Origin of the sequence: Nonomuraea sp. NPDC005692, from assembly GCF_040631115.1 — a bacterium.
In the GTDB taxonomy this organism is placed as follows: Bacteria; Actinomycetota; Actinomycetes; order Streptosporangiales; family Streptosporangiaceae; genus Nonomuraea.
This window is the reverse complement of record NZ_JBEXYU010000040.1, coordinates 24162-42056: the sequence shown is the minus strand read 5'-3', so window position 1 is coordinate 42056 and position 17895 is coordinate 24162. Positions and strand designations below refer to the sequence as shown.

Annotated in this window: 19 protein-coding genes; 16 read left to right on the top strand and 3 right to left on the bottom strand. The window is 74.9% G+C overall.

Features of this window, described 5'->3' with window-relative positions; all coding sequences use genetic code 11:
- Nucleotides 1-80: 80 nt before the first annotated feature.
- Together ABZ459_RS46030 and ABZ459_RS46025 are read left to right on the top strand one after the other, a co-directional pair.
- Nucleotides 81-956 (top strand): LysR family transcriptional regulator, encoded by an 876-nt coding sequence (locus ABZ459_RS46030; protein WP_357985471.1) that lies wholly within the window; start codon nucleotides 81-83, stop codon nucleotides 954-956.
- Between the two features lie 112 nt (nucleotides 957-1068).
- Nucleotides 1069-2244, top strand: a complete 1176-nt coding sequence (locus ABZ459_RS46025) for an amidase (RefSeq protein WP_357985468.1) — start codon at nucleotides 1069-1071, stop codon at nucleotides 2242-2244.
- Nucleotides 2245-2262: 18 nt separating this feature from the next.
- Here ABZ459_RS46025 and ABZ459_RS46020 read toward each other — a convergent pair whose 3' ends face one another.
- Entirely contained in the window at nucleotides 2263-3303 is a 1041-nt protein-coding gene (locus tag ABZ459_RS46020; protein ID WP_352353095.1) for an AsnC family transcriptional regulator, read from the bottom strand.
- Nucleotides 3304-3413: 110 nt separating this feature from the next.
- Here ABZ459_RS46020 and ABZ459_RS46015 point away from each other — a divergent pair, with 110 nt between their 5' ends.
- From ABZ459_RS46015 to ABZ459_RS45985, 7 genes are all read left to right on the top strand, one after another.
- Nucleotides 3414-4133 carry an amino acid racemase gene (locus ABZ459_RS46015; RefSeq protein WP_357985465.1) on the top strand — a complete coding sequence of 240 codons (720 nt, stop codon included), beginning with the start codon at nucleotides 3414-3416 and terminating at the stop codon, nucleotides 4131-4133.
- Nucleotides 4134-4279: 146 nt separating this feature from the next.
- Nucleotides 4280-4432: a hypothetical protein gene (locus ABZ459_RS46010; protein ID WP_357985462.1), complete on the top strand. Its 153-nt coding sequence runs from the start codon at nucleotides 4280-4282 to the stop codon at nucleotides 4430-4432.
- 63 nt (nucleotides 4433-4495) lie between these two features.
- A complete protein-coding gene (locus ABZ459_RS46005) occupies nucleotides 4496-5473 on the top strand; it encodes an MvdC/MvdD family ATP grasp protein (protein ID WP_357985459.1) in 978 nt (325 codons plus the stop codon).
- Entirely contained in the window at nucleotides 5470-6438 is a 969-nt protein-coding gene (locus ABZ459_RS46000) for a TIGR04500 family putative peptide maturation system protein (RefSeq protein WP_357985456.1), read from the top strand. The genes ABZ459_RS46005 and ABZ459_RS46000 overlap by 4 nt, the downstream gene beginning before the upstream one ends.
- Before the next feature lie 88 nt (nucleotides 6439-6526).
- Nucleotides 6527-7708 carry an SMI1/KNR4 family protein gene (locus tag ABZ459_RS45995; RefSeq protein ID WP_357985453.1) on the top strand — a complete coding sequence of 394 codons (1182 nt, stop codon included), beginning with the start codon at nucleotides 6527-6529 and terminating at the stop codon, nucleotides 7706-7708.
- A gap of 43 nt (nucleotides 7709-7751) precedes the next feature.
- Entirely contained in the window at nucleotides 7752-8246 is a 495-nt protein-coding gene (locus ABZ459_RS45990) for a hypothetical protein (RefSeq protein WP_357985450.1), read from the top strand.
- Between the two features lie 109 nt (nucleotides 8247-8355).
- Nucleotides 8356-8487, top strand: a complete 132-nt coding sequence (locus ABZ459_RS45985) for a bacteriocin (RefSeq protein ID WP_352353089.1) — start codon at nucleotides 8356-8358, stop codon at nucleotides 8485-8487.
- Between the two features lie 59 nt (nucleotides 8488-8546).
- Here the strand turns inward: ABZ459_RS45985 and ABZ459_RS45980 are convergent, their stop codons facing one another.
- Both ABZ459_RS45980 and ABZ459_RS45975 read right to left on the bottom strand, forming a co-directional pair.
- The gene (locus ABZ459_RS45980; protein WP_357985447.1) at nucleotides 8547-8990 is read right to left on the bottom strand and encodes a PaaI family thioesterase; all 444 of its coding nucleotides are present in this window, start codon (nucleotides 8988-8990) and stop codon (nucleotides 8547-8549) included.
- Between the two features lie 45 nt (nucleotides 8991-9035).
- Complete coding sequence (locus ABZ459_RS45975; protein ID WP_357985445.1) at nucleotides 9036-10979, bottom strand: BTAD domain-containing putative transcriptional regulator; 1944 nt, start codon at nucleotides 10977-10979, stop codon at nucleotides 9036-9038.
- 78 nt (nucleotides 10980-11057) lie between these two features.
- On the opposite strand from ABZ459_RS45975, the gene ABZ459_RS45970 reads away from it, so the two are divergent.
- From ABZ459_RS45970 to ABZ459_RS45940, 7 genes are all read left to right on the top strand, one after another.
- Complete coding sequence (locus ABZ459_RS45970) at nucleotides 11058-11930, top strand: alpha/beta hydrolase (RefSeq protein ID WP_357985442.1); 873 nt, start codon at nucleotides 11058-11060, stop codon at nucleotides 11928-11930.
- A gap of 157 nt (nucleotides 11931-12087) precedes the next feature.
- A complete protein-coding gene (locus tag ABZ459_RS45965; protein WP_357985439.1) occupies nucleotides 12088-13110 on the top strand; it encodes an oxidoreductase in 1023 nt (340 codons plus the stop codon).
- Nucleotides 13091-13939, top strand: coding sequence for a sugar phosphate isomerase/epimerase family protein (locus ABZ459_RS45960; RefSeq protein ID WP_357985436.1), 849 nt, complete (start codon nucleotides 13091-13093; stop codon nucleotides 13937-13939). The genes ABZ459_RS45965 and ABZ459_RS45960 overlap by 20 nt, the downstream gene beginning before the upstream one ends.
- Nucleotides 13929-15215, top strand: a complete 1287-nt coding sequence (locus ABZ459_RS45955) for a M20/M25/M40 family metallo-hydrolase (RefSeq protein WP_357985433.1) — start codon at nucleotides 13929-13931, stop codon at nucleotides 15213-15215. The genes ABZ459_RS45960 and ABZ459_RS45955 overlap by 11 nt, the downstream gene beginning before the upstream one ends.
- A complete protein-coding gene (locus ABZ459_RS45950) occupies nucleotides 15212-16390 on the top strand; it encodes an Ldh family oxidoreductase (protein ID WP_357985430.1) in 1179 nt (392 codons plus the stop codon). Before ABZ459_RS45955 ends, ABZ459_RS45950 begins: the two co-directional genes overlap by 4 nt.
- On the top strand, nucleotides 16387-17307 hold the full coding sequence (locus ABZ459_RS45945) for a Gfo/Idh/MocA family oxidoreductase (RefSeq protein ID WP_357985427.1): 921 nt from the start codon (nucleotides 16387-16389) through the stop codon (nucleotides 17305-17307). Before ABZ459_RS45950 ends, ABZ459_RS45945 begins: the two co-directional genes overlap by 4 nt.
- On the top strand, nucleotides 17304-17762 hold the full coding sequence (locus ABZ459_RS45940) for a hypothetical protein (protein ID WP_357985424.1): 459 nt from the start codon (nucleotides 17304-17306) through the stop codon (nucleotides 17760-17762). Before ABZ459_RS45945 ends, ABZ459_RS45940 begins: the two co-directional genes overlap by 4 nt.
- The last annotated feature ends 133 nt before the right edge of the window (nucleotides 17763-17895 follow it).

The following is a 17895-nucleotide window of genomic DNA, read 5'->3' as shown; positions in this document are numbered from 1 at the left end:
GGCTCACTGTAGAAGTGGCGGAAAGAAGTAGGAAGCGATATAAACACGACATTTAGCAGCGCTGAGAGCAAGGAACGCTTATGCTCAAGCCAGAACATCTGCGCACACTGCGTGAGGTCGTGCGTCTGGGGTCGTTCGCGGCGGCGGCGAACCGGCTCGGTTACACCTCCTCGGCCGTCTCCCAGCAGATGGCCGCGCTGGAGCGGGAGACCGGCGTGCGGCTGTTCGACCGCTTCGCCCACAGCGTGCTGCCGACCAGCGCGGCGGAGGTGCTGGCCAGGCAGGCCGAGACCGTGCTGGCCGACATCGAGCGCATGGTGGCCACCGTCCAGGCGGTCCACCGCAACAGCGAGCCGCAGATCCGGCTCGGGCTGTTCCCCAGTTTCACCGACGTGCTGGCCGGCGTCATGCGGGAGATGGAACCGGAGGACCGGGCCGGGATCCGGCTGTCGGTCGCCGAGTCCTCGCAGCTCATCGCCCGTCTGGGCAGCGGCGGCGAGATGGACGCCGCGGTGGTCTACCAGGTCGGCAACAGCGGGCTGTCGTGGCCGTCGGTGCTGACCAGGCGGTGGATCGCCGAGGACCGGTACCGGCTCGTCCTGCCCAGGCTCTGGCCGGATCTGTCGCCGTACCGGGCCGAGCAGCTGGTGGACCTGCCGTGGATCATGCACCATCCGGCCAGCAGCGACGCCAGCCTCTTCGAGGCCCTGTTCGCCCACTGGAGCCTGCACCCACGGGTGGTCTGCCACTCCGACGACTTCAAGATCACCCTGTCGCTGATCGGCGCCGGCGTGGGCGCGGCCCTCATCCCCGACCTCGCGCTGCGCGGCCACGGCGAGGACGTCGTGGTGGTCGACGTGCCGTGGCTCAACATCAGCCGCAGCATCTTCACGCTGGTCCACCCCGACCGCGAGACCGCCCGCCTGCAGTGGCTGCTGGACGAGCTGACCGTCTGAACCGCCCCTCGACGCGGCCGGGGCCCATCTGCCAGCATGTGCCGGATCATCCCCCCGGGCCGCGGCCACCTGGCGTCGCCGTGCCCGCGCAAGGCTAAGGAGATCTTTCACCGTGGAACGCGAGGCGGCGATCGCCCAGTCCGCCGAGGCAATCCGCCTCCACAGCGGGCACCACATCCTCATCGAGGCCGGCCCCGAGCCCGTGCTCGACCGCCTCGGGCGCGACGACCGCCGCACGCCGGACGGCCCCCTGCGGAACTGGACGTACGTCGTCAAGGACATGATCGACGTGGCCGGCCTGCCCACCACCCGTGGCTCCGCCCTGTACGGCGCCGAACCCGCCCTGGCCGACGCCCACTGCGTCGAACTGCTGGACGAGGCCGGCGCGCTGCTGGTCGGCAAGGCCAACCAGCACGAGTTCGCCTGGGGCGTGACCAGCGAGAACCCGCACTGGGGCGACGTGGGGAACCCGCGCCACCCGCACCTGACCCCCGGCGGTTCGAGCGGCGGCACCGCCGCGGCGCTCGCGGCCGGGATCGCCCGGTTCGGGCTCGGCACCGACACCGGCGGCTCGGTGCGCATGCCCGCAGCCTGCTGCGGCGTGGTGGGTCTGCGCCCCCGCTCGGGGGCCGTGCCCGCCGACGGGGTGGCGCCGCTCGCCCCGGCCTTCGACGTGGTCGGCCCGATGACCACCTCGGTCGCCGACTGCGCCCGCGTCTGGCAGGCGCTGACCGGCGAGGCCGTCGAGCCGCCCGACTCGCTGGCCGGGCTGGTCGTGGGCGTCGCGGAAGGCTGCGACCAGGCCGGCGACTTCGCCGAGCTGGGCGCGCGGCTGCGCGAGGTGGCCCTGCCCGCCGAGGTGCTGGAACCGTACTGGACGATCGTGGGGGCGCAGGCGCGCCGGACGCACGAGGGCACCTTCCCCGAGTGCGCCGCCCGCTACAGCCCCGGGGTGCGGGCCAAGCTGGCGGCGGCCGGCGGCGTCGGCCACGAGGAGTACCGGCGGGCCGTCGAGCGGCTGGCGGCGCTGCGGGCCGCGTTCGCGGCCGCCGTCGAGGGCATCGACCTGCTGGTCATGCCGACGCTCGGCGCGCCCGCGCCCCGGGTCGGCTGCGACGAGGCCCGGGTGCGCGGCGAGGTCGGCCGGATCACCGCGACGGTGTCGGCGCTCGGCCTGCCCGCCCTGGCCGTCGGCGACCTGCAGCTCGTCGCCACGAGCGAGGCCGCCGTGCTGCGGGCGGGGATGTGCAGGGAGATCCGCGGCGGGACGATCCCCGAGCCGCGCTGATCCTCAAGGATCCGCTGGTCAGGCCGCCCGGGGCAGGCTCCACGGATCCACCGGCACCACCTCGGCGCACCGGCCGTACGGGTCGAGCAGCCGCCCGTACAGCTTCGACTGGCGCAGCACGATCTGCCGGTCGGCCACGGTCACGTGCGGGAAGCGCTCCTCCAGCCGTACCACCAGCGGATGCAGGTCGGCCACGCCGTGCAGGCCCACCGTCAGCAGCATGTTGCGCGGCCCGGCGAGCGCCGCGCACGTACGCGTCTCCGGCCAGCCGAGCAGCGCCCGGCCGGTCTCCTCCAGCAGCGCGTCGGGCATCCGCAGCCACAGCAGCGCGGCCGAGTGCCAGCCCGCGTGCGAACGTGCCAGGTCGCAGCGGAAGTCGAGGTCGCCGGTGGCCACCAGCCTGGTCAGCCGGCGCTGCACCGTGCGCTCGGACGTGCCCACCGCCCTGGCCAGCTCGGCGTAGGGCGCCCGGCCGTCGGGGAGCAGGGCGGTGAACAGCCGCCGGTCGATCTCGTCCATCTCCCTGGTCGACTCCGGCGCGGCCGGCCGCCTGGCCAGGGCGGCGGCGGTGCGCGGCGGCAGCACCCGCAACCGCCAGCGGCACGACGCCTCGAACACCCGCGTGGCGACGTGCGTGCGGACCTTGGCCACGCCCGGCACCCGGGGCAGCGCGGTGAGCACGTGGTCAGCCAGGGCCGGCATCGACGGGGCCACGGCGATCACGAACAGGTCGTGCCCGGCGGCGACGTGCTGGACGGTGATCAGATGCCGCTCCCGCGCCAGCGCAGCCGCGACCTCGGCCGCCGCGCCGGCCGCGCAGTCGATCTCCAGGAACGCCATGCTCAGCGCGTGCATCTGGCGGGGGCCGAGGGCGACCGTGGTCCACGCCTCGCCGGTGCTCGTGAGCCGCTGCCAGCGCCGCGCCGCCGTCACCGGGTCGGCCCCGACGGCGGCCCCCACCTCCACCCAGCTCGCCCGCGGACTGATCTGCAGGGCGTCGATGAGCTCAAGGTCGGACTCGGCCAGCAACGACGGCGGCTGCACGCCGGAATCCTGCACTGATTCTCCCTCGATGTCTGATTGCTGCGTTCCAGCGGTCGGGACACCCTATACCGGGATCCTGGGCCCGACCGCCGTCAGGCGGAGCCATCGGAAAGGGAGACCCGCGGATGACCTCGCTCGGCCGGGCCAGGATGGTCGGCGTGCTGGGCGGCATGGGCCCGGCCGCCACCGTCGACTTCTACGGCAAGCTCGTGGAGGAGACCTCCGCGACCGGCGCGGCCGGCGACCAGGAGCACGTGCCGGTCGTCATCTGGGGCGACCCCCGCGTCCCCGACCGGTCGACGAGCCTGCTCGGGCAGGGGGAGGACCCCACCCCGCAGCTGCGGCGCGGCGTCGGGGCGCTCAGGCGGGCCGGGTGCGAGGTGCTGGCGGTGCCGTGCAACACCGCGCACGCGTTCGTGCCGCGCCTGGCCGAGGAGGCCGGGCTGGAGCTGGTCAGCATCGTCGAGGTCACCGCCGCCGCCCTCACCGCCGACGGCGTCCCCGCCGCCGGGCTGCTGGCCACCACCGGCACGCTCCGCGCCGACCTGTACGGCCCCGCGCTGCGACGGCACGGCGTGACCCCGGTCGAGCCGGACGAGCCCGGCCAGCGCGAGGTCATGGCCGCCATCGCCGCCGTCAAGGCCGGCCGCGCCGGCCGGGAGCACGCCGACGCGCTGGCGGCCCAGGCCCGCTCGATGGCCGCGCGCGGCGCGCGGCGCGTGGTGGCCGCGTGCACGGAGGTGCTGCTCGCCCTGGACCCCGCCACGGTCCCGGTCCCCGTCGTGGACCCGGCCCGCCTGCTGGCCCGCGAGGTCGTCCGCGTGGCGCTGGCCACGCGCGCCTGAGCCGGCGTCGTTTCACTTCCGCCTCTCAAGTCACATCCAAGCCACTTCCAAACTCCGGATGGTGGGCTTGGCGCACGAGCTGAGACGTGTCCGCACGTCCGCGAGCCGGGGGGGCTCGCAGCTCGATGTGAAGGGAGGTATCGACCATGAGCAAGAAGATCGTGAGTCTGGACGATCTGGGTGAGGAACTGGCGGTGATCGAGGAGGCCGATCTCGGCCTCGTCGCGGGCGGCATGCGGATGCAGCGCTGCTACGGCACCAACGGCAACCCGCCCACCGACTGGGTCTCCGACTACTGATAGAGACGATTCGCGGTCGCGTGGGAGGGAGCGTGCCTTCCTCCCACGCGGCTGGGGGGACACGTGCTACTGATTCTGAGCGAGCCCGGCGACGCGACCGTGGACCTGGTCCTGCCCAAGCTGAAGGCCCGGGGCGCGGACGTCCTGTGGTGGGATCCGGGCGAGTACCCGTCCGCCGCCCGGCTGACCGCGCGCTTCGGTGCGGACGGTGAGGAACTGGTCCTGACCAGGGACGGGCAGGTCTTCGACCTCTCCGGCACGACGGCCGTCTGGACCCGGCGCCCCGGACGCCCGCGCGCCGCGGACGACGTCACCGCGGACGACCTCCGCGCGCGGGTGGACGAGCTGTCGGAGTGGTTCACGGACGGCTTCTGGGACCTGCTGGACGCGCGCTGGCTGCCGGCCCGCCAACCGGTGCTGCGCAGGGCGCACAACAAACTGGTCCACCTGGCCCTGGCCCGGCGGCTGGGCTTCGCCGTGCCGCGGACCGTGATCACCAACGACCCGTCCGAGCTGGTGCCCGCCTACGAACACGCGGACGGGCGGCTGATCGCCAAGGCGATGGAGCACACCCTGTTCGAGATCGACGGCGGCGCGCACGCCGTCTACACGACCGTGGTCACCCGGCGGTCACTCGGCGGCCGGGGGCGGATCGGCCACGAGCCGGTCATCCTCCAGCCGTACGTGCCCAAGGCGGTGGAGCTGCGGGTCACCGTGGTCGGACGGCAGGTGTTCACCGCCGAGATCGCCTCCCAGGACTCGCCGCGCACCCGCGACGACTGGCGTCACTACGACTTCGCCCGCGCCCGCCACAGCGTGCACCACCTGCCGGACGACGTCGCCCGCCGCTGCGTCGACCTGGTCGCCGCGCTCGGCGTGTCCTTCGGGGCGATCGACCTCATCCTCACCCCCGACGGGGAGTACGTCTTCCTGGAGATCAACCCCAACGGCCAGTGGGCCTGGATCGAAGACCTGACCGGCCTGCCCATCAGCGACGCCATCGCCGACTGGCTCACCGCCGGAGAAACGGACGCGCAATGACTCAGCTCTCCCTCGGGCCGGCCCTCGAAAGCGGCGTGAACCTGCTGCGCGGGCTGACCCGCCGGCGTTCGGCCGTGGAGGAGGCCCGCCGCACCGCCGCCGCCTGGGCCCAGGCGCACCCGCGGCTCGGCGCCCAGCTCGTGACCAGCCCGCGTCCCGGCTCGCCGGTCGTCGACTACGACCTGCTGCTCGACCACCCGTCGGGCGGCACCATCATGCTCGGCGTGCAGGCCGAGGACGGCACGTCCTGGCTGGTCGACCACTCGACCCACTGGGCCGCCGGTTACGTGCTGACCGTGGACGGGACCCACGTGTCGGTGTCCGAGGCGATGCTCATGCTGCGTTCGCTGGCGCGTCCCGGGATGTCGCCGCAGGAGGAGCTGGTCCGGTTCTGCGTGCTGCGCAACGCCGCCGAGCAGGAGGAGGTCGGCCTGGCCGACGTCCAGGCCGCCGCGGACGGGTTCCGCAGGCGGCGCGGCCTGCTCGGCCACGACACGATGGCGGCGTGGCTGGACCGGATGGGCATGAGCGCCGAGGCGTTCCACGACCACATGACCATGACCGCCAAGGACCAGCGGTTCCGCGCCCGGAAGCGGGCCGAGCTGGCTCCCGCGTACCTCGACCGCCATCGTGACCGGTTCGCGCGGGTACGGGCGGCCTGGGTGCTGTCGGACGACCCGGTCGAGGCCGCCGAGCTCGACGGACCTCTCGCCGGCCGCTGGGACGTGCGGCTGACCAGGGCCAGGACGTGGGCGGGCGAGCTGCCCGCACCGCTGCGGGAGGTGCCGGCCGGTGGCGCCGCCGGCCCGGTCCCCTTCGAGGGGGGCTTCCTGACCGGCCAGGTCGTCGAACGGCAGGAGACCGTGGCGGACGCGGCCACGCTGAAGGCCGCCGGCGAGGCCGCCTTCGAGGAGTGGCTGACCGGCGCCGCCCGGGAGGCCCGGATCACCTGGCACTGGCTCTGACGCGGCCGGCGCCCTCAGCGCCGGACCATTTGAAGTGATTTCTCCGGGCATGTCGGTGCCTTCGAGTACTGTGCCGCACGTGCGGCGGATGATCACCTCTCGGGGCTTATGGTGGGCGCTCGCGGCGGCGGCCGTGGCGGTGGCGGCGGTCGGGTTCCTCCGCCGCTCGCGAACGCCGGACCCCGCCCCGCCCGACGAGCGTCCGGCTCTGCAAGGACCGCCTCCCGAGCGGGACGCCCCGCCGCCGTGGCCGCCCGTCCCGATCCTCGGCACGCCGACGAAGGCGGACGTCGAGCGCTACGCCACCCGACCGGCCGGCTTCTTCGACCACCCCGCCGTCGCCGCCTTCCTCGCGGAGCGGCAGCCCCTCGACGGCCCCACCCGGCGGCGGCTGAACCGCTGGGCCGCGGTGGCACTGGCGGTCGTCCTGCTGGCCGGGAGCGCGCAGGTCCTGGAGTGGGCGGTGTTCTCCAAGGGCGGCCACCCGACCGAGGAACACTTCGGCGGCTGCGCCCCGGCCTACGCGGACGCCGGCGTCCGCTGCGTGGTGGACACGGACATCGAACGGGAACCGGCCGCGGAGCCGGTCATGGGCGAGCAGCAGCACGCCGAGTCGCAGGAGCCCCCTGTCGCCCGGCAGTCGGCCGCCGACGCCGACTGCACCCCCGGCACGGCCCGGCCGCACGTACGCGCGATCGACGCGAAGGTGACCCGCGCGGTGAACCGGCAGTGGCGGCGGATCGAGACATGGCTGAAGGCCAACGCGCCCAAGAGCTACCGCACGCTCGGCGCGCCGGGAAGGGCGCGGACCATCGCGGTCGCCGAGGCGCAGACGGGCCTGTCCTTCCCCGACGACCTGCGGGCCTCGCTGCTGCGCCACAACGGTTCCGTCAACACCGAGGGCACCTGGCCCTTCGGCTTCCTGGGCAACGTGAACGCCACCATCCGCCAGATCCGCGACCACTGGCGCACCCTGTGCGAGATCGACGACACCGACGACTCGGACGACCCCCGCACCGAATGGTGGGACGGACGCATGATCCCCGTCGGCTACGACGGCATGGGCAACAGCCTGGTGATCGACTCCGTACGCCGCGACGTCGGCGAGACCGACCACGAGGACAGCATGAGCTTCACGCCCGGCGGCATCCGCATCCGCTCCTACCACGCCCTGCTGAAGGCGACCGCCGACGCCCTGGAGACCGGCGGCACGATCGGCTACTGGAAGCCCGAGGCGGTCGCCGGCCGACTGGAGTGGACCATCCCCTGACCCACCCATCGACATCGCCGGCCGTGGGTGCCACGATGCGTGGATGATCGCTCCGCGGGTGATCGCGCCGTCCGGGCGGCGCGTGGCCATGAGGCTGGTCCTGGCCGCCGTGGTGGGAGCCGCGCTCACCGTCGCTCTCCTCACCTGGGCCATCGTGATGCCGGTCCTCATCCCCTCGTCGCAGGCGCGCTACTGCGGCGAGTACACCGGCTGCCTCGGATACGTCTTCCTGACCTGGGAGTACGGCCGGTGGGTGGCGCTGGTCGCCGCCTGGCCGCTGCTGCGCCTGCTGCGGGTGCGCCCGGCGTGGCGGGCCGCCCTGATGGCCGCGCTGTTCCTGGTGGCCCTCTGGCAGGTGGCGCTGGTACTCCTCTCGGACGGCTCCGGCAGCGGCTTCGCCCTCATCATCCTCAGCGGCCTGATCGCCTACCCGGCGGCGGCCTGGACGACCATGCCGCACGTCCCCCGCGCCGTCCCGATCGTCGCCGCGGTCGTCGCCCTCGCGGTCTGCGCCGTCACCTGGCCGCTCGTTCAGTGAGGCGCAAGCGGGCACGCGGCCCGCTCCTAGTGATCGCCAAGACGTCCCCAAGTGCCTCCTGCGACCGTGAGTGCGCGACATTCACCACGACAGAGGGGGACGTTCCCAGATGAACGACTTCGAGACCGGCGCCCGCGAGCTCGACGACAACGAGCTCGCCGCCGTCACCGGCGGCATGTGGGCCAACTACGACTGGATGAACTACGACTGGCGCGACGCCGTCATCGACGCCCTGCCGTAACCACGCGGCACGCCGCCGGGGCCGCCCCACACAGGGGGTGGCCCCGGCCTCGCGCCGGATCAGGGGCGGCTCATCGTCCGGACCATGACGGTCGCGGTCGCCGTGGCCACGAGGTCGCCGCCCGGATCGAGGAGCTCGCCGGCGAGGAAGCACACGTCTCTGCCGCGCCTGACCACGCGCCCCCGCCCGAGCAGCCGCCCGGGCCGCGCGGGACGCAGGAACTGCACATGGAGATCGAGGGTCGGCGCGAACTGGCCTTCAGGCAGCGTCGCCACCAGCGCGGGCCCCAGCGTGTCGTCGAGCATCGCGGCCAGGAAGCCGCCCTGGACCACGCCGACCGGATTGGCGAACTGCTCGCCCGCCCGGAACGCCACCTCGATCGTGCCCGCCTCCGGATCGACCTCGACGAGCTCCCAGCCGAGCAGCGCCGCCGCCGGCGGTGGCGGAACCCGCCCGGCAACCATGTCCCAGAACATTCCGCGCCTGTCCGCGTGCGTGGTCATGCCCGCCATTGAACAGGCCGCCACCGACAGTCCGGCGGCCATGGGCTAGGCCCCGAGCTCGGCGAGGAAACTGGCGACCGGGCCCAGCGTGATCAGGCCGCTGCCGGCTCCGGCCAGCTCGGCCGCGGCGGGGGTGAGCGCCTGGCGGGCGCGGGCCGCCGCCCGCCGGTCGCCGACCGCGACGGCGGCTCTCGCGACCAGGCACCACATGGCCTCCAGCAGCAGGTCAGGGGGCGGCTCCGGGATCCGGCCGACCGCCTCGGCGGCCTCCGCTCCCCGCCCTTCCGCCAGCAGGACGAGCGGCCGCACCCACGGCTCGTACGGCCCCCACTCCACGGCGTCCCGATCGGCCTCGCCCAGGACCGGCAGGCCGTGCCGCACCCGTACGGACAGCAGCGCGAGCGGCAGCAGCCCCCGCCGCAACCCGGGCATGCCGACGTCGTCCAGCCGGGCCGCGACCGCCCGGTAGGCCGCCTCCTCCTCGGCCGCCGGCACCCGCCCGCCGGCCGCCTTCCGCAACACCCGGTACCAGTCGGTGAACACGCCGACCAGCGGCAGCTCGTTCCGTTCGGCCAGCCGGTCGGCGGCGGCCGCGTGCCGGTCGGCGGCGCCGAAGTCGCCGAGCGCCCCCAGCGCCTGGACGCGCACGAGGTGCCCCAGCACCTCGAACGTGACCAGCCCGTGCCGCGACGACAAGGCGACCAGCTCGGCCCCGATCCCGTCCCGGTAGGAGGCCAGCCCCGCCCGCTCGAACGCCTGCATGAACACCCCGTTGAGCGCGAAAGCCAGCAGCGCCGGATCGTCGAGGCGGCGGGCGATGCGCTCGGCCTCGGCGGCGGCCAGCGGGCCGCGGGCCGACCGGGCACCGCGCGACTCGACGGCGATCGTGGCCAGCAGCCGCGCCCGCGCCGCCTCGGGCGCGCCGGGCGGAAGCCCGGCCAGGGCCCGTTCCGCCGCGGCGACGACCTGGGCCGCCTGCTCGGGGTCGTCCGACCGGGTCCAGATCGCCGGGACGTCGTACGCGCCGATCACCCGGGCGGTCAGCTCCGGATCGCCCAGCTCCTCGGCCGCCGCGATGGCCGCCGTACGGTGCCCGCGTGCCGCCTCCAGGCCGCCGCCCCCGGTCACCGCGAGGTTGCGCAGCAGGCCGACCGTCGACTCCAGCCGCGCCCGGGCCCCGGCCCCCACCGTGCGGTCGTACGCCTCGGCCGCCTGCGCCCACACCCGGGCCGTGGCGTCGGCGGGGGCGGCCAGGCCGCGGTCCTGGTGCAGGATGTCCGACTCCAGGCGGCGCAGCCGGGGCCCGGGGTCCACGCCGAGGTGCTCGGCCAGGAGCGTCCGCGCCCGGCGCAGCACCGCCAGGGCGTCCCCCTGGCGTCCGGTGCGGTAGAGGGCGAGGGCGAGCAGCCGCCAGGCGTCCTCCCGCCAGGGGTGCTCGGCGACGTGCGAGTCCAGGTCGGCGACGGCTTCGGCGGCCCGGCCGAGCGCCAGTTGCGCCTCGGCCCGAAGTTCGACGGCGTGCAGCCGCAGCTCGGTCAGGCGGGCACGTTCGGCGCGCGCCCAGTGCTCGTCGGCGAACTCGGCGTAGGCCGGGCCGCGCCACCAGCCGAGCGCCTCCGCCAGCCGGGCCGGTTCCGGCGGGCCGGCGGTCACGGCACGTTCGAAGCGCCAGGCGTCGACGGCGTCGGGATCGGCGCGCAGGGCGTACCCGGGGCCCTCGGTGACCAGCAGCCGGGCGGGGGCGCGCGGCGGGCGTGCGGGCTCCAGCGCCCGGCGCAGGGCGGCCACGAACGTGCGCACCGCCCCCACCGCGTCCGGCGGCGGATCGTCCCACAGGTCCGCCACCAGGCGCGTCACCGGGACGACGCGGCGCCGGGCGACGATCAGACGGGCCAGCACGGCGCGATGCCGCGGCCCCTTCAGCGGGATCGGCTCGCCCTCGTCGTCCCAGGCCGCCACCGGCCCCAGCACCCCGAACACGCCCCCCATCCTTCCTGCTCACCGGATGCTCATCCGCCCCCGGCACGCTGGGAACCGACCCGGTCACCCATCGAAGGAGGGCACCTCATGACCATCCCCGGATTCGACCACCGCCGCGTCCCCGTCGCCGACGGCGTCACGCTGCACGCGGCCGTCGGGGGCTCGGGCAGCCCGATCGTGCTGCTGCACGGCTTCCCGCAGACCCACCTGATGTGGCGGCACGTCGCCGCCGACCTGGCCGCCGACCACACCGTCATCTGCCCCGACCTGCGCGGTTACGGCGCCAGCGACAAACCGGCCGAGACCGGCCCGGACGTCTACTCCAAGCGGACCATGGCCGCCGACGTGGTGGCCCTGGCCGGGGCTCTCGGCCACGAGCGCTTCGCCCTGGCCGGGCACGACCGCGGCGCGCTGGTCGCCTTCCGCGCCGGCCTCGACCACCCGGCGGCGGTCACCCACCTGGCCTGCCTGGACGTGCTGCCGACCCTCGACATGTGGGACGTCATGCGCGGCGTCACCGCCGCCGTCGGCTTCCACCTCTACCTCATGGCCCAGCCGCCCGGCCTGCCCGAGCAGCTCATCGGCGCGAGCCCGGACGCCTTCTTCGCCCACTTCCTCGACCTGTGGACCAACGACCCGGCGGCGATCCCGGCCGAGGTACGGGCCGCGTACCTGGACGCCTGCCGGGCCGCCGTGCCGTCGATCGTGGCGGACTACCGCGCCTCGGCCGGGATCGACGTCGAGCACGACCGCGCCGACCTGGCCGCGGGCAACCGGCTGGGCATGCCGGTGACCGTGCTGCAGCAGGACTGGGGCGCCGCCCTCGGCTACGACGCCGCGGAGGTGTGGCGGGCCTGGGCGCCCGACCTGCGGCACGACACGGTCACATGCGGACATTTCATGGCCGAGGAGTCTCCCGCCGAGATCGCCAGGGCGCTCCGCGAGCTCGTGTCCCGGTAGCCGGCCCTCCTGGTCAGAGGCGGTCTCGTAACTTAAAGTAATTGACATGTCACGGTAAGTTATTCGACAATGACAGCGCCAAATGAGGTCGTCCTTCCGGCGGGAAAAGTACGGGCCGGAAAGCCGAGTACGCGACGGAGTAGAGGCGCTCGCCAGCATGTTGCACGCATTCATCGTCGGGATGGGCAGATCCGGCGCAGGGCTGCATCTGCCGTCCCTGGCCAAGGTGCGCGAGGCGGCCCCCGGGCTGCTGGCGCCCGACCCGGTCGTCGTCCTCGACCCCCTCCTGCCGCCCGGGGGCGTGCGGGGAGCGGTGACGGCCGGGTCGCCCGAGGAGGCCGCCGCGCTGGCGCCGCCCGACCGGACCGTCGTACACCTGTGCACCCCGCCGCACGTCAGGGCCGGGATGCTGGCCCGGCTTGCGCCGCTCGGCTACCGCAAGTTCATCGTGGAGAAGCCGCTCGCGCTCGACCTGGTCGGGCTGGCCGCCGTGGCCCGGGTGCGCCGGCGCTGGGGCCTCGACCTCACGGTCGCCACCCACTGGCTCGACAGCACGCTCACCGGCCGGCTCCGGGCGGCGATGCGCGCCGAGGAGTTCGGCCCCCTGCGGCAGATCCGGGTCGTGCAGAACAAGCCCCGGTTCACCCGCAGCGCGGCGCGTCCCGACGCCACCACGGCCTTCGACATCGAGATGCCGCACGCGCTCGCCGTGGTGCTCAGCCTGGCCGGCGGCGCCCGGATCTCGGCGGCGTCCTGGGAGGACATGGTCACCGAACGCCTCCGGCTGCCCCGGCTCGGACGGGCCAGGCTGCGGCTCGACCACTACTCGGGCGTGCGCACGGAGATCGACTCCGACCTGACCTCGCCCGTCCGGGAGCGGCGCATCTCCCTGCACTTCGAGCACGGCACGCTCACCGGCCACTACCCGTGCAGCGACGCCGACCACACCGCCCAGCTCAGGGTGGCCACGGCCGAGGGCGAACGGCGTACGGTGTTCACCGACGACGCCCTGCCCGCCTTCCTGCTGGCCGCCTACCGCCGCTACGCCCGCGCCCGCCGCTCGCCCGGCGCGCTGCCCGTCCAGGTCGACGCCGTGCGACTGCTCACCGAGGCCAAGCACCTGTGCGCGGCGCACGAGCCGGGGCGTGAGGAGGCGCCGCGTGCAGGCACCACCTCCTGAGCTGGCCGGCATCGGCGACGAGGCCGCCCCCGACCTCGACGGCCAGCTCGCCGCCGTGGGGGAGCTGGGCTGGAACCGGCTGGAGCTGCGCACGGTCGACGGCGTGCCGGTCGCCGCGCTCGGCGAGCAGGCGTTCCGGCGCGCGGCGCGGCGGCTGCGCGAGGCGCGGGCCGAGGTCGTCGCGGTCGCCTCGAAGATCGGCGACTGGTCGCGGCCGGTGACCGGCGACTTCGCGCTCGACCTCGCCGAGCTCGACGTGCTGGCGCGCCGCTGCCCCGTGCTGGGGACGCGGCTGGTGCGGATCATGTCCTTCCCCTCGGGCGGCCTGCCCGAGCCCGAGTGGGGGCGAAGGGTCCGCGACCGGCTGCGCGAGCTGGCCCGCCGGGCCGAGGACGCCGGCCTGCTGCTGGTCCACGAGAACTGCGCCGGCTGGGCGGGCGACCGCGCCGACCGCATGCTGGACCTGGTCACCGGGATCGGCAGCCCGGCGCTGCGGCTGCTCTTCGACATCGGCAACGGCGTCGCCCACGGCTATCCGGCGGCCCCGATGCTGCGCGAGGTCGTCCCGTACGTCGCGCACGTCCACGTCAAGGACGCCGTCACCGGCCCCGGCGGCGAGGTCGTCTACGTGCTGCCCGGCGAGGGGCGGGCGGGCGTCGCCGAGTGCCTGCGCCTGCTGTCCGCCCACGGTTACGCCGGCGCCCTGTCCATCGAGCCGCACCTGCGGCTGCGCCCCCACCTCGACGACCCGGGCGCCGGCGACCGGGCCGCGTTCGTCCGGTACGGGCGGGCGCTGGAACGGCTGGTGGGGCAGGTCGATGGACGTTGACGCCGTGCCTCTCGACGCGGCGGAGCGCGACCTGCTGCTGAGGCTGCTGCGGCTGCCCACGGCGGGCCCGCTGGAGACCGGACCGGCCGGGCCGCCGCCGCGGCTGCGCGAGGCCCAGGAGCAGTACGCGCGGGCCGCCGCGCCGCTCGGCTTCCGCACCGTGCGGCACACCTCGGTGCGCCCGGCCGAGCTGGACCGCGCCGGCGTCCCCGCGCCCGTGCGCGAGGCCCTTGACCTGCCCGGCTTCCTGGACGGCCAGCCCAGCCTGGTGCTGCGGCTGGGCCCCGGCCTCCCGGCGTCCCGCACGGTGATGTTCAACGTGCATCTCGACACGGTCGCCGGCGGCGGACCGGCCGGCTTCGACGGCGAACGGTTCCACGGCCGCGGCGCGATCGACGCCAAGGGCCCGGCCGTCGCGCTGCTGGCCGGGCTGCGGGCGGCGCGCGTGTGCCGTCCGGCCATCGGGCGCGAGGTCGGGGTGCTGATCCAGGCCGTGGCGGGCGAGGAGGGCGGGGCCATGGGCGTGCTCGGCACCCGCCCGCTCGTCGAACGCGGTTACGTCGGGCGGCTCAACGTCTTCTGCGAGCCCACCGGCGTACGGTTCCTGCCGCGCAGCACGGCCGCCGCGACCGCGCGGATCGTGGTGGACGGCGACCACGCCGTGGACGACCGCCCGGCCGCCGGGCACAACGCCACGGTCCTGCTCGGCTTCCTGGCCCAGCACCTGGCCAGGGCGCTCGACCCGGACACCGTGTGCGTGGCGGGCCTGCACACCGGCACCCGCCACAACCAGGTGTACGGCCGCGGCTCCCTCCTGCTCAACCTGCCCTACGCCACCCCCGCCACCGGACGGCGCCTGGAACGGGACCTCGCACGGGCCCTGGACGACGGGCTCGCGGCCTTCGCGGCGGCCTTCGGCGGCACCGCCCTGTTCGCCAGGACCGCCCGCGACGCCAGGGCCGTCACCCGGCTGGAGTGGCGCAAGCGCGGCCTGCCCGTGCTCGACGACCGCGACGCGTGGGGGCACGCGCTCCTGCGCGACCGGGCCGGGATCCCGCCCTGGCCCGCCGGAGAGCCGGCGTTCACCTGCGACGCCATCTGGATGGCGGGCGTCGAGGGCGCCTGCACGGTCGTCCTGGGGCCGGGCGACCTGGCCGGCAACAACGCCCATGCCGAAGGGGAGTTCGCGCGGGCCGCCGAACTCGCCGGGTTCGCCGCCGCCGTGGCCCGGCTGATGATCGCCTTCACCGACGACAGGATTGGACGAGGAGCATGAACCCCACCGCCTCACCCGCGACGGACGCACCGCCCGCGCAGCCGTACCCGCCGGTCCCGAGGGTCGCCCGGCAGCCGGCGCGGGCCGCCGTACGGGTGCGCCACGACGACCTGCTGGACTTCGTCGCCGCTGTGTTCACCACCCGCGGCCTGGCCCCGGAACGAGCCCGCGAGGCCGCCGCCGCGCTGTGCTACGGCGACCTCGTCGGCATGACCTCGCACGGCCTGGCCAACCTGACCCGGCTCTACCTGCCGCTGTTCGACGAGGGGCGGGTCGATCCGCTGGCCGAGCCGTCCGTGCTGGCCGACCGGGGCGCGGCCGTGCTGCTCGACGCCGATCGCGCGCTGGGCCTGTGGGCCGCCGGCCTGGCCATGGAGATCGCCGCCGGCCGCGCCTCGACGTACGGCGTCGGCCTGGTCTCCGTACGCGGGGGCACCCATCTCGGCTGCGCCGGACACCACGCGCTGCGCGCGGTCGAGTACGGCATGGTCGGCGTCATCGCGAGCAACTGCGGCCGGCAGCGCATCGCCAGACCGCCCGGCGGCGCGGTGGCGATGCTGGGCACCAACCCGATCAGCGTCGCGGCCCCTGCGGGCGGGCATCCGCCGTTCGTGCTGGACATGAGCACGACGGCCATGCCCACCGGGCGGGTCAGGCAGGCCGCGCGGCACGGCGACGTGCTGCCCGAAGGGGTGCTGGCCGGCGACGACGGCGCTCCCGTGACCGACGCGGCGGCGTTCGACGAGGGGCGGGCGCACCTGCTCTGGCTGGGCGGCCAGGCGGGGCAGTACAAGGGCTTCGGGCTGGGGGTGGCGGTCGAGGTGCTGGCCGCGCTGGTGTCCGGCGCGGGTCTCGGCGCCCACCCCGACGCCCACGACGGCGACGGCGGCCCGAGCGGGCGCGACGACGACATCGGCTTCCTCGCCCTGGCCGTCGCGCCGGGCGCGTTGCGCGAGGGCATGGAGGGCGACGCGGCCACGATGTTCGGCGCGCTGCTCGGCTGCCCGCCCGCCGATCCCGGCTCGCCGGTGAGCTATCCCGGCTGGCACGAGCATCGCCGGGCCGAGCAGCACCGGCGCTCGGGCGTCCCGCTCGCCACGGACCTGTACGACGAGCTGGCCGCCCTCGCCGCCGCCACCGGACTCGACGCCCCCGCCCTGGTGGTGGAGCGGTGAGCGCCCGGCTGCGCGTCGCGGTCATCGGGCTCGGCGTGATCTCGCGGTTCTACCTGGCGGCCCTGCACAGCTCGTCCGGGCTGCGGCTGGCCGCGGTGTGCGACACCGATCCGCGCGTCCTGGAGGGGCACCGCGTCCCCGGCTACCGCGACCACGTCCGGCTGCTGGAGGAGGAACGGCCCGACGCCGTCGTGGTCACCGTCCCCAACGACCTGCACGCCCGGGTCTGCGCCGACGCGCTGGAGCGGCGCATCCCGGTCTGCGTGGAGAAGCCGCTGGCCCTCGACGCCGCGCAGGGCAGGCGGCTCACGGACCTGGCCGCGAGCTCGGGCGTGCCGCTGTTCACCGCCTTCCACCGGCGCTACAATTCCGCCGTCGGACGGCTGCGCGCGGCGTGCGCGGGCGCCCGCGTCGAGGAGCTGACCGTGCGCTACCTGGAACGCATCGAGGACCACGCGGGCGACGACTCCTGGTACCTGGACGTACGGCGCTGCGGCGGCGGCTGCGTCGCCGACAACGGGCCCAACGCCTACGACCTGGTGGAGCTGCTGCTCGGCCCGGCGCACGTCGTCTCCGCACACGTCGACCGGGACGCCGCGGGAGCCGACCGGCAGGCGGACGTCGAGCTGCGCGCCGGCGCGACCCGCGCGCGGATCCTGCTCGACTGGTCCTACCCGGGCGAACGCAAGGACCTGCAGGTACGCCTGGCCGACGGCCGCACCCTGTACGCCGACATGCTGGCCGGCCACTCCGGCTTCAAGAACTCCCTGTGGCACGAGTACGAGGGCGTGCTGGCCGCGTTCGAACGCTCGGTGCGCTACGGCACCCCCGACGGCGAGGGCGGCCTGCCCGCCCTGCGCTTCGTCGAGGACGTCTACCGCCTGGAGAAGGCCGGCGCGGGACGGGGGGCCGCGTGAACCCCGACGAGGACGGCCCCAAGACCGCGGTCACCGGGACGCTGCTCAAGGTGCTGGTGCACCGCAGGCAGGACCGCGGCATGCGGCTCGAACCGCACGCCAGCCGGTGCGTGCGCGCCGGCGAGGTGCACGAGCTGGTCGCCACCGACCACACCGAGACCGACGCGGGCGCCCGGATCGACCGGGTCGCCTTCCTGGGCTTCGCCGAGATCGTCGCGGCCGGCGTGCTGGACCGGGGCGACGAGGTGTGGATCGGCGGGCGCCGGGTCGGGGTGCTGCTCGGCTTCGACGCCTGCCACCTGCCCAACCACTACAACGTGCTGATCCACAGCGATCCCGCCGTCACCGGCCGGGAGCTGGGACTCATGCCGGGCGAGCCGCTGGTGTTCAGCCAGGCGCTCCCGGAGGACCCCGACGAGGGCGGCGCCCGCGTCCTCCGCTGGCCCCTGCTGTAGAGCCGTTCCAGAGACTTCCGATTACTTTCCGTGACCTCTGGTTTACCTTCAGTCACTCAGGGTAATCTGTTGATTGCGCACAGTAGTGGGAACCACTCGTTTTCGAGCCCCACTAGAGGTCGCGTCCCTCCCC

Coding starts and splice junctions, on each gene's coding strand:
- ABZ459_RS46000 (WP_357985456.1), top strand. CDS start 5,470: ATGACTCAGCTCTCCCTCGGGCCGGCCCTCGAAAGCGGCGTGAACCTG.
- ABZ459_RS46015 (WP_357985465.1), top strand. CDS start 3,414: ATGACCTCGCTCGGCCGGGCCAGGATGGTCGGCGTGCTGGGCGGCATG.
- ABZ459_RS45975 (WP_357985445.1), bottom strand. CDS start 10,979: ATGGGGGGCGTGTTCGGGGTGCTGGGGCCGGTGGCGGCCTGGGACGAC.
- ABZ459_RS46030 (WP_357985471.1), top strand. CDS start 81: ATGCTCAAGCCAGAACATCTGCGCACACTGCGTGAGGTCGTGCGTCTG.
- ABZ459_RS45970 (WP_357985442.1), top strand. CDS start 11,058: ATGACCATCCCCGGATTCGACCACCGCCGCGTCCCCGTCGCCGACGGC.
- ABZ459_RS45995 (WP_357985453.1), top strand. CDS start 6,527: ATGATCACCTCTCGGGGCTTATGGTGGGCGCTCGCGGCGGCGGCCGTG.
- ABZ459_RS45950 (WP_357985430.1), top strand. CDS start 15,212: ATGAACCCCACCGCCTCACCCGCGACGGACGCACCGCCCGCGCAGCCG.
- ABZ459_RS46010 (WP_357985462.1), top strand. CDS start 4,280: ATGAGCAAGAAGATCGTGAGTCTGGACGATCTGGGTGAGGAACTGGCG.
- ABZ459_RS45980 (WP_357985447.1), bottom strand. CDS start 8,990: ATGACCACGCACGCGGACAGGCGCGGAATGTTCTGGGACATGGTTGCC.
- ABZ459_RS45985 (WP_352353089.1), top strand. CDS start 8,356: ATGAACGACTTCGAGACCGGCGCCCGCGAGCTCGACGACAACGAGCTC.
- ABZ459_RS45965 (WP_357985439.1), top strand. CDS start 12,088: ATGTTGCACGCATTCATCGTCGGGATGGGCAGATCCGGCGCAGGGCTG.
- ABZ459_RS45990 (WP_357985450.1), top strand. CDS start 7,752: ATGATCGCTCCGCGGGTGATCGCGCCGTCCGGGCGGCGCGTGGCCATG.
- ABZ459_RS45955 (WP_357985433.1), top strand. CDS start 13,929: ATGGACGTTGACGCCGTGCCTCTCGACGCGGCGGAGCGCGACCTGCTG.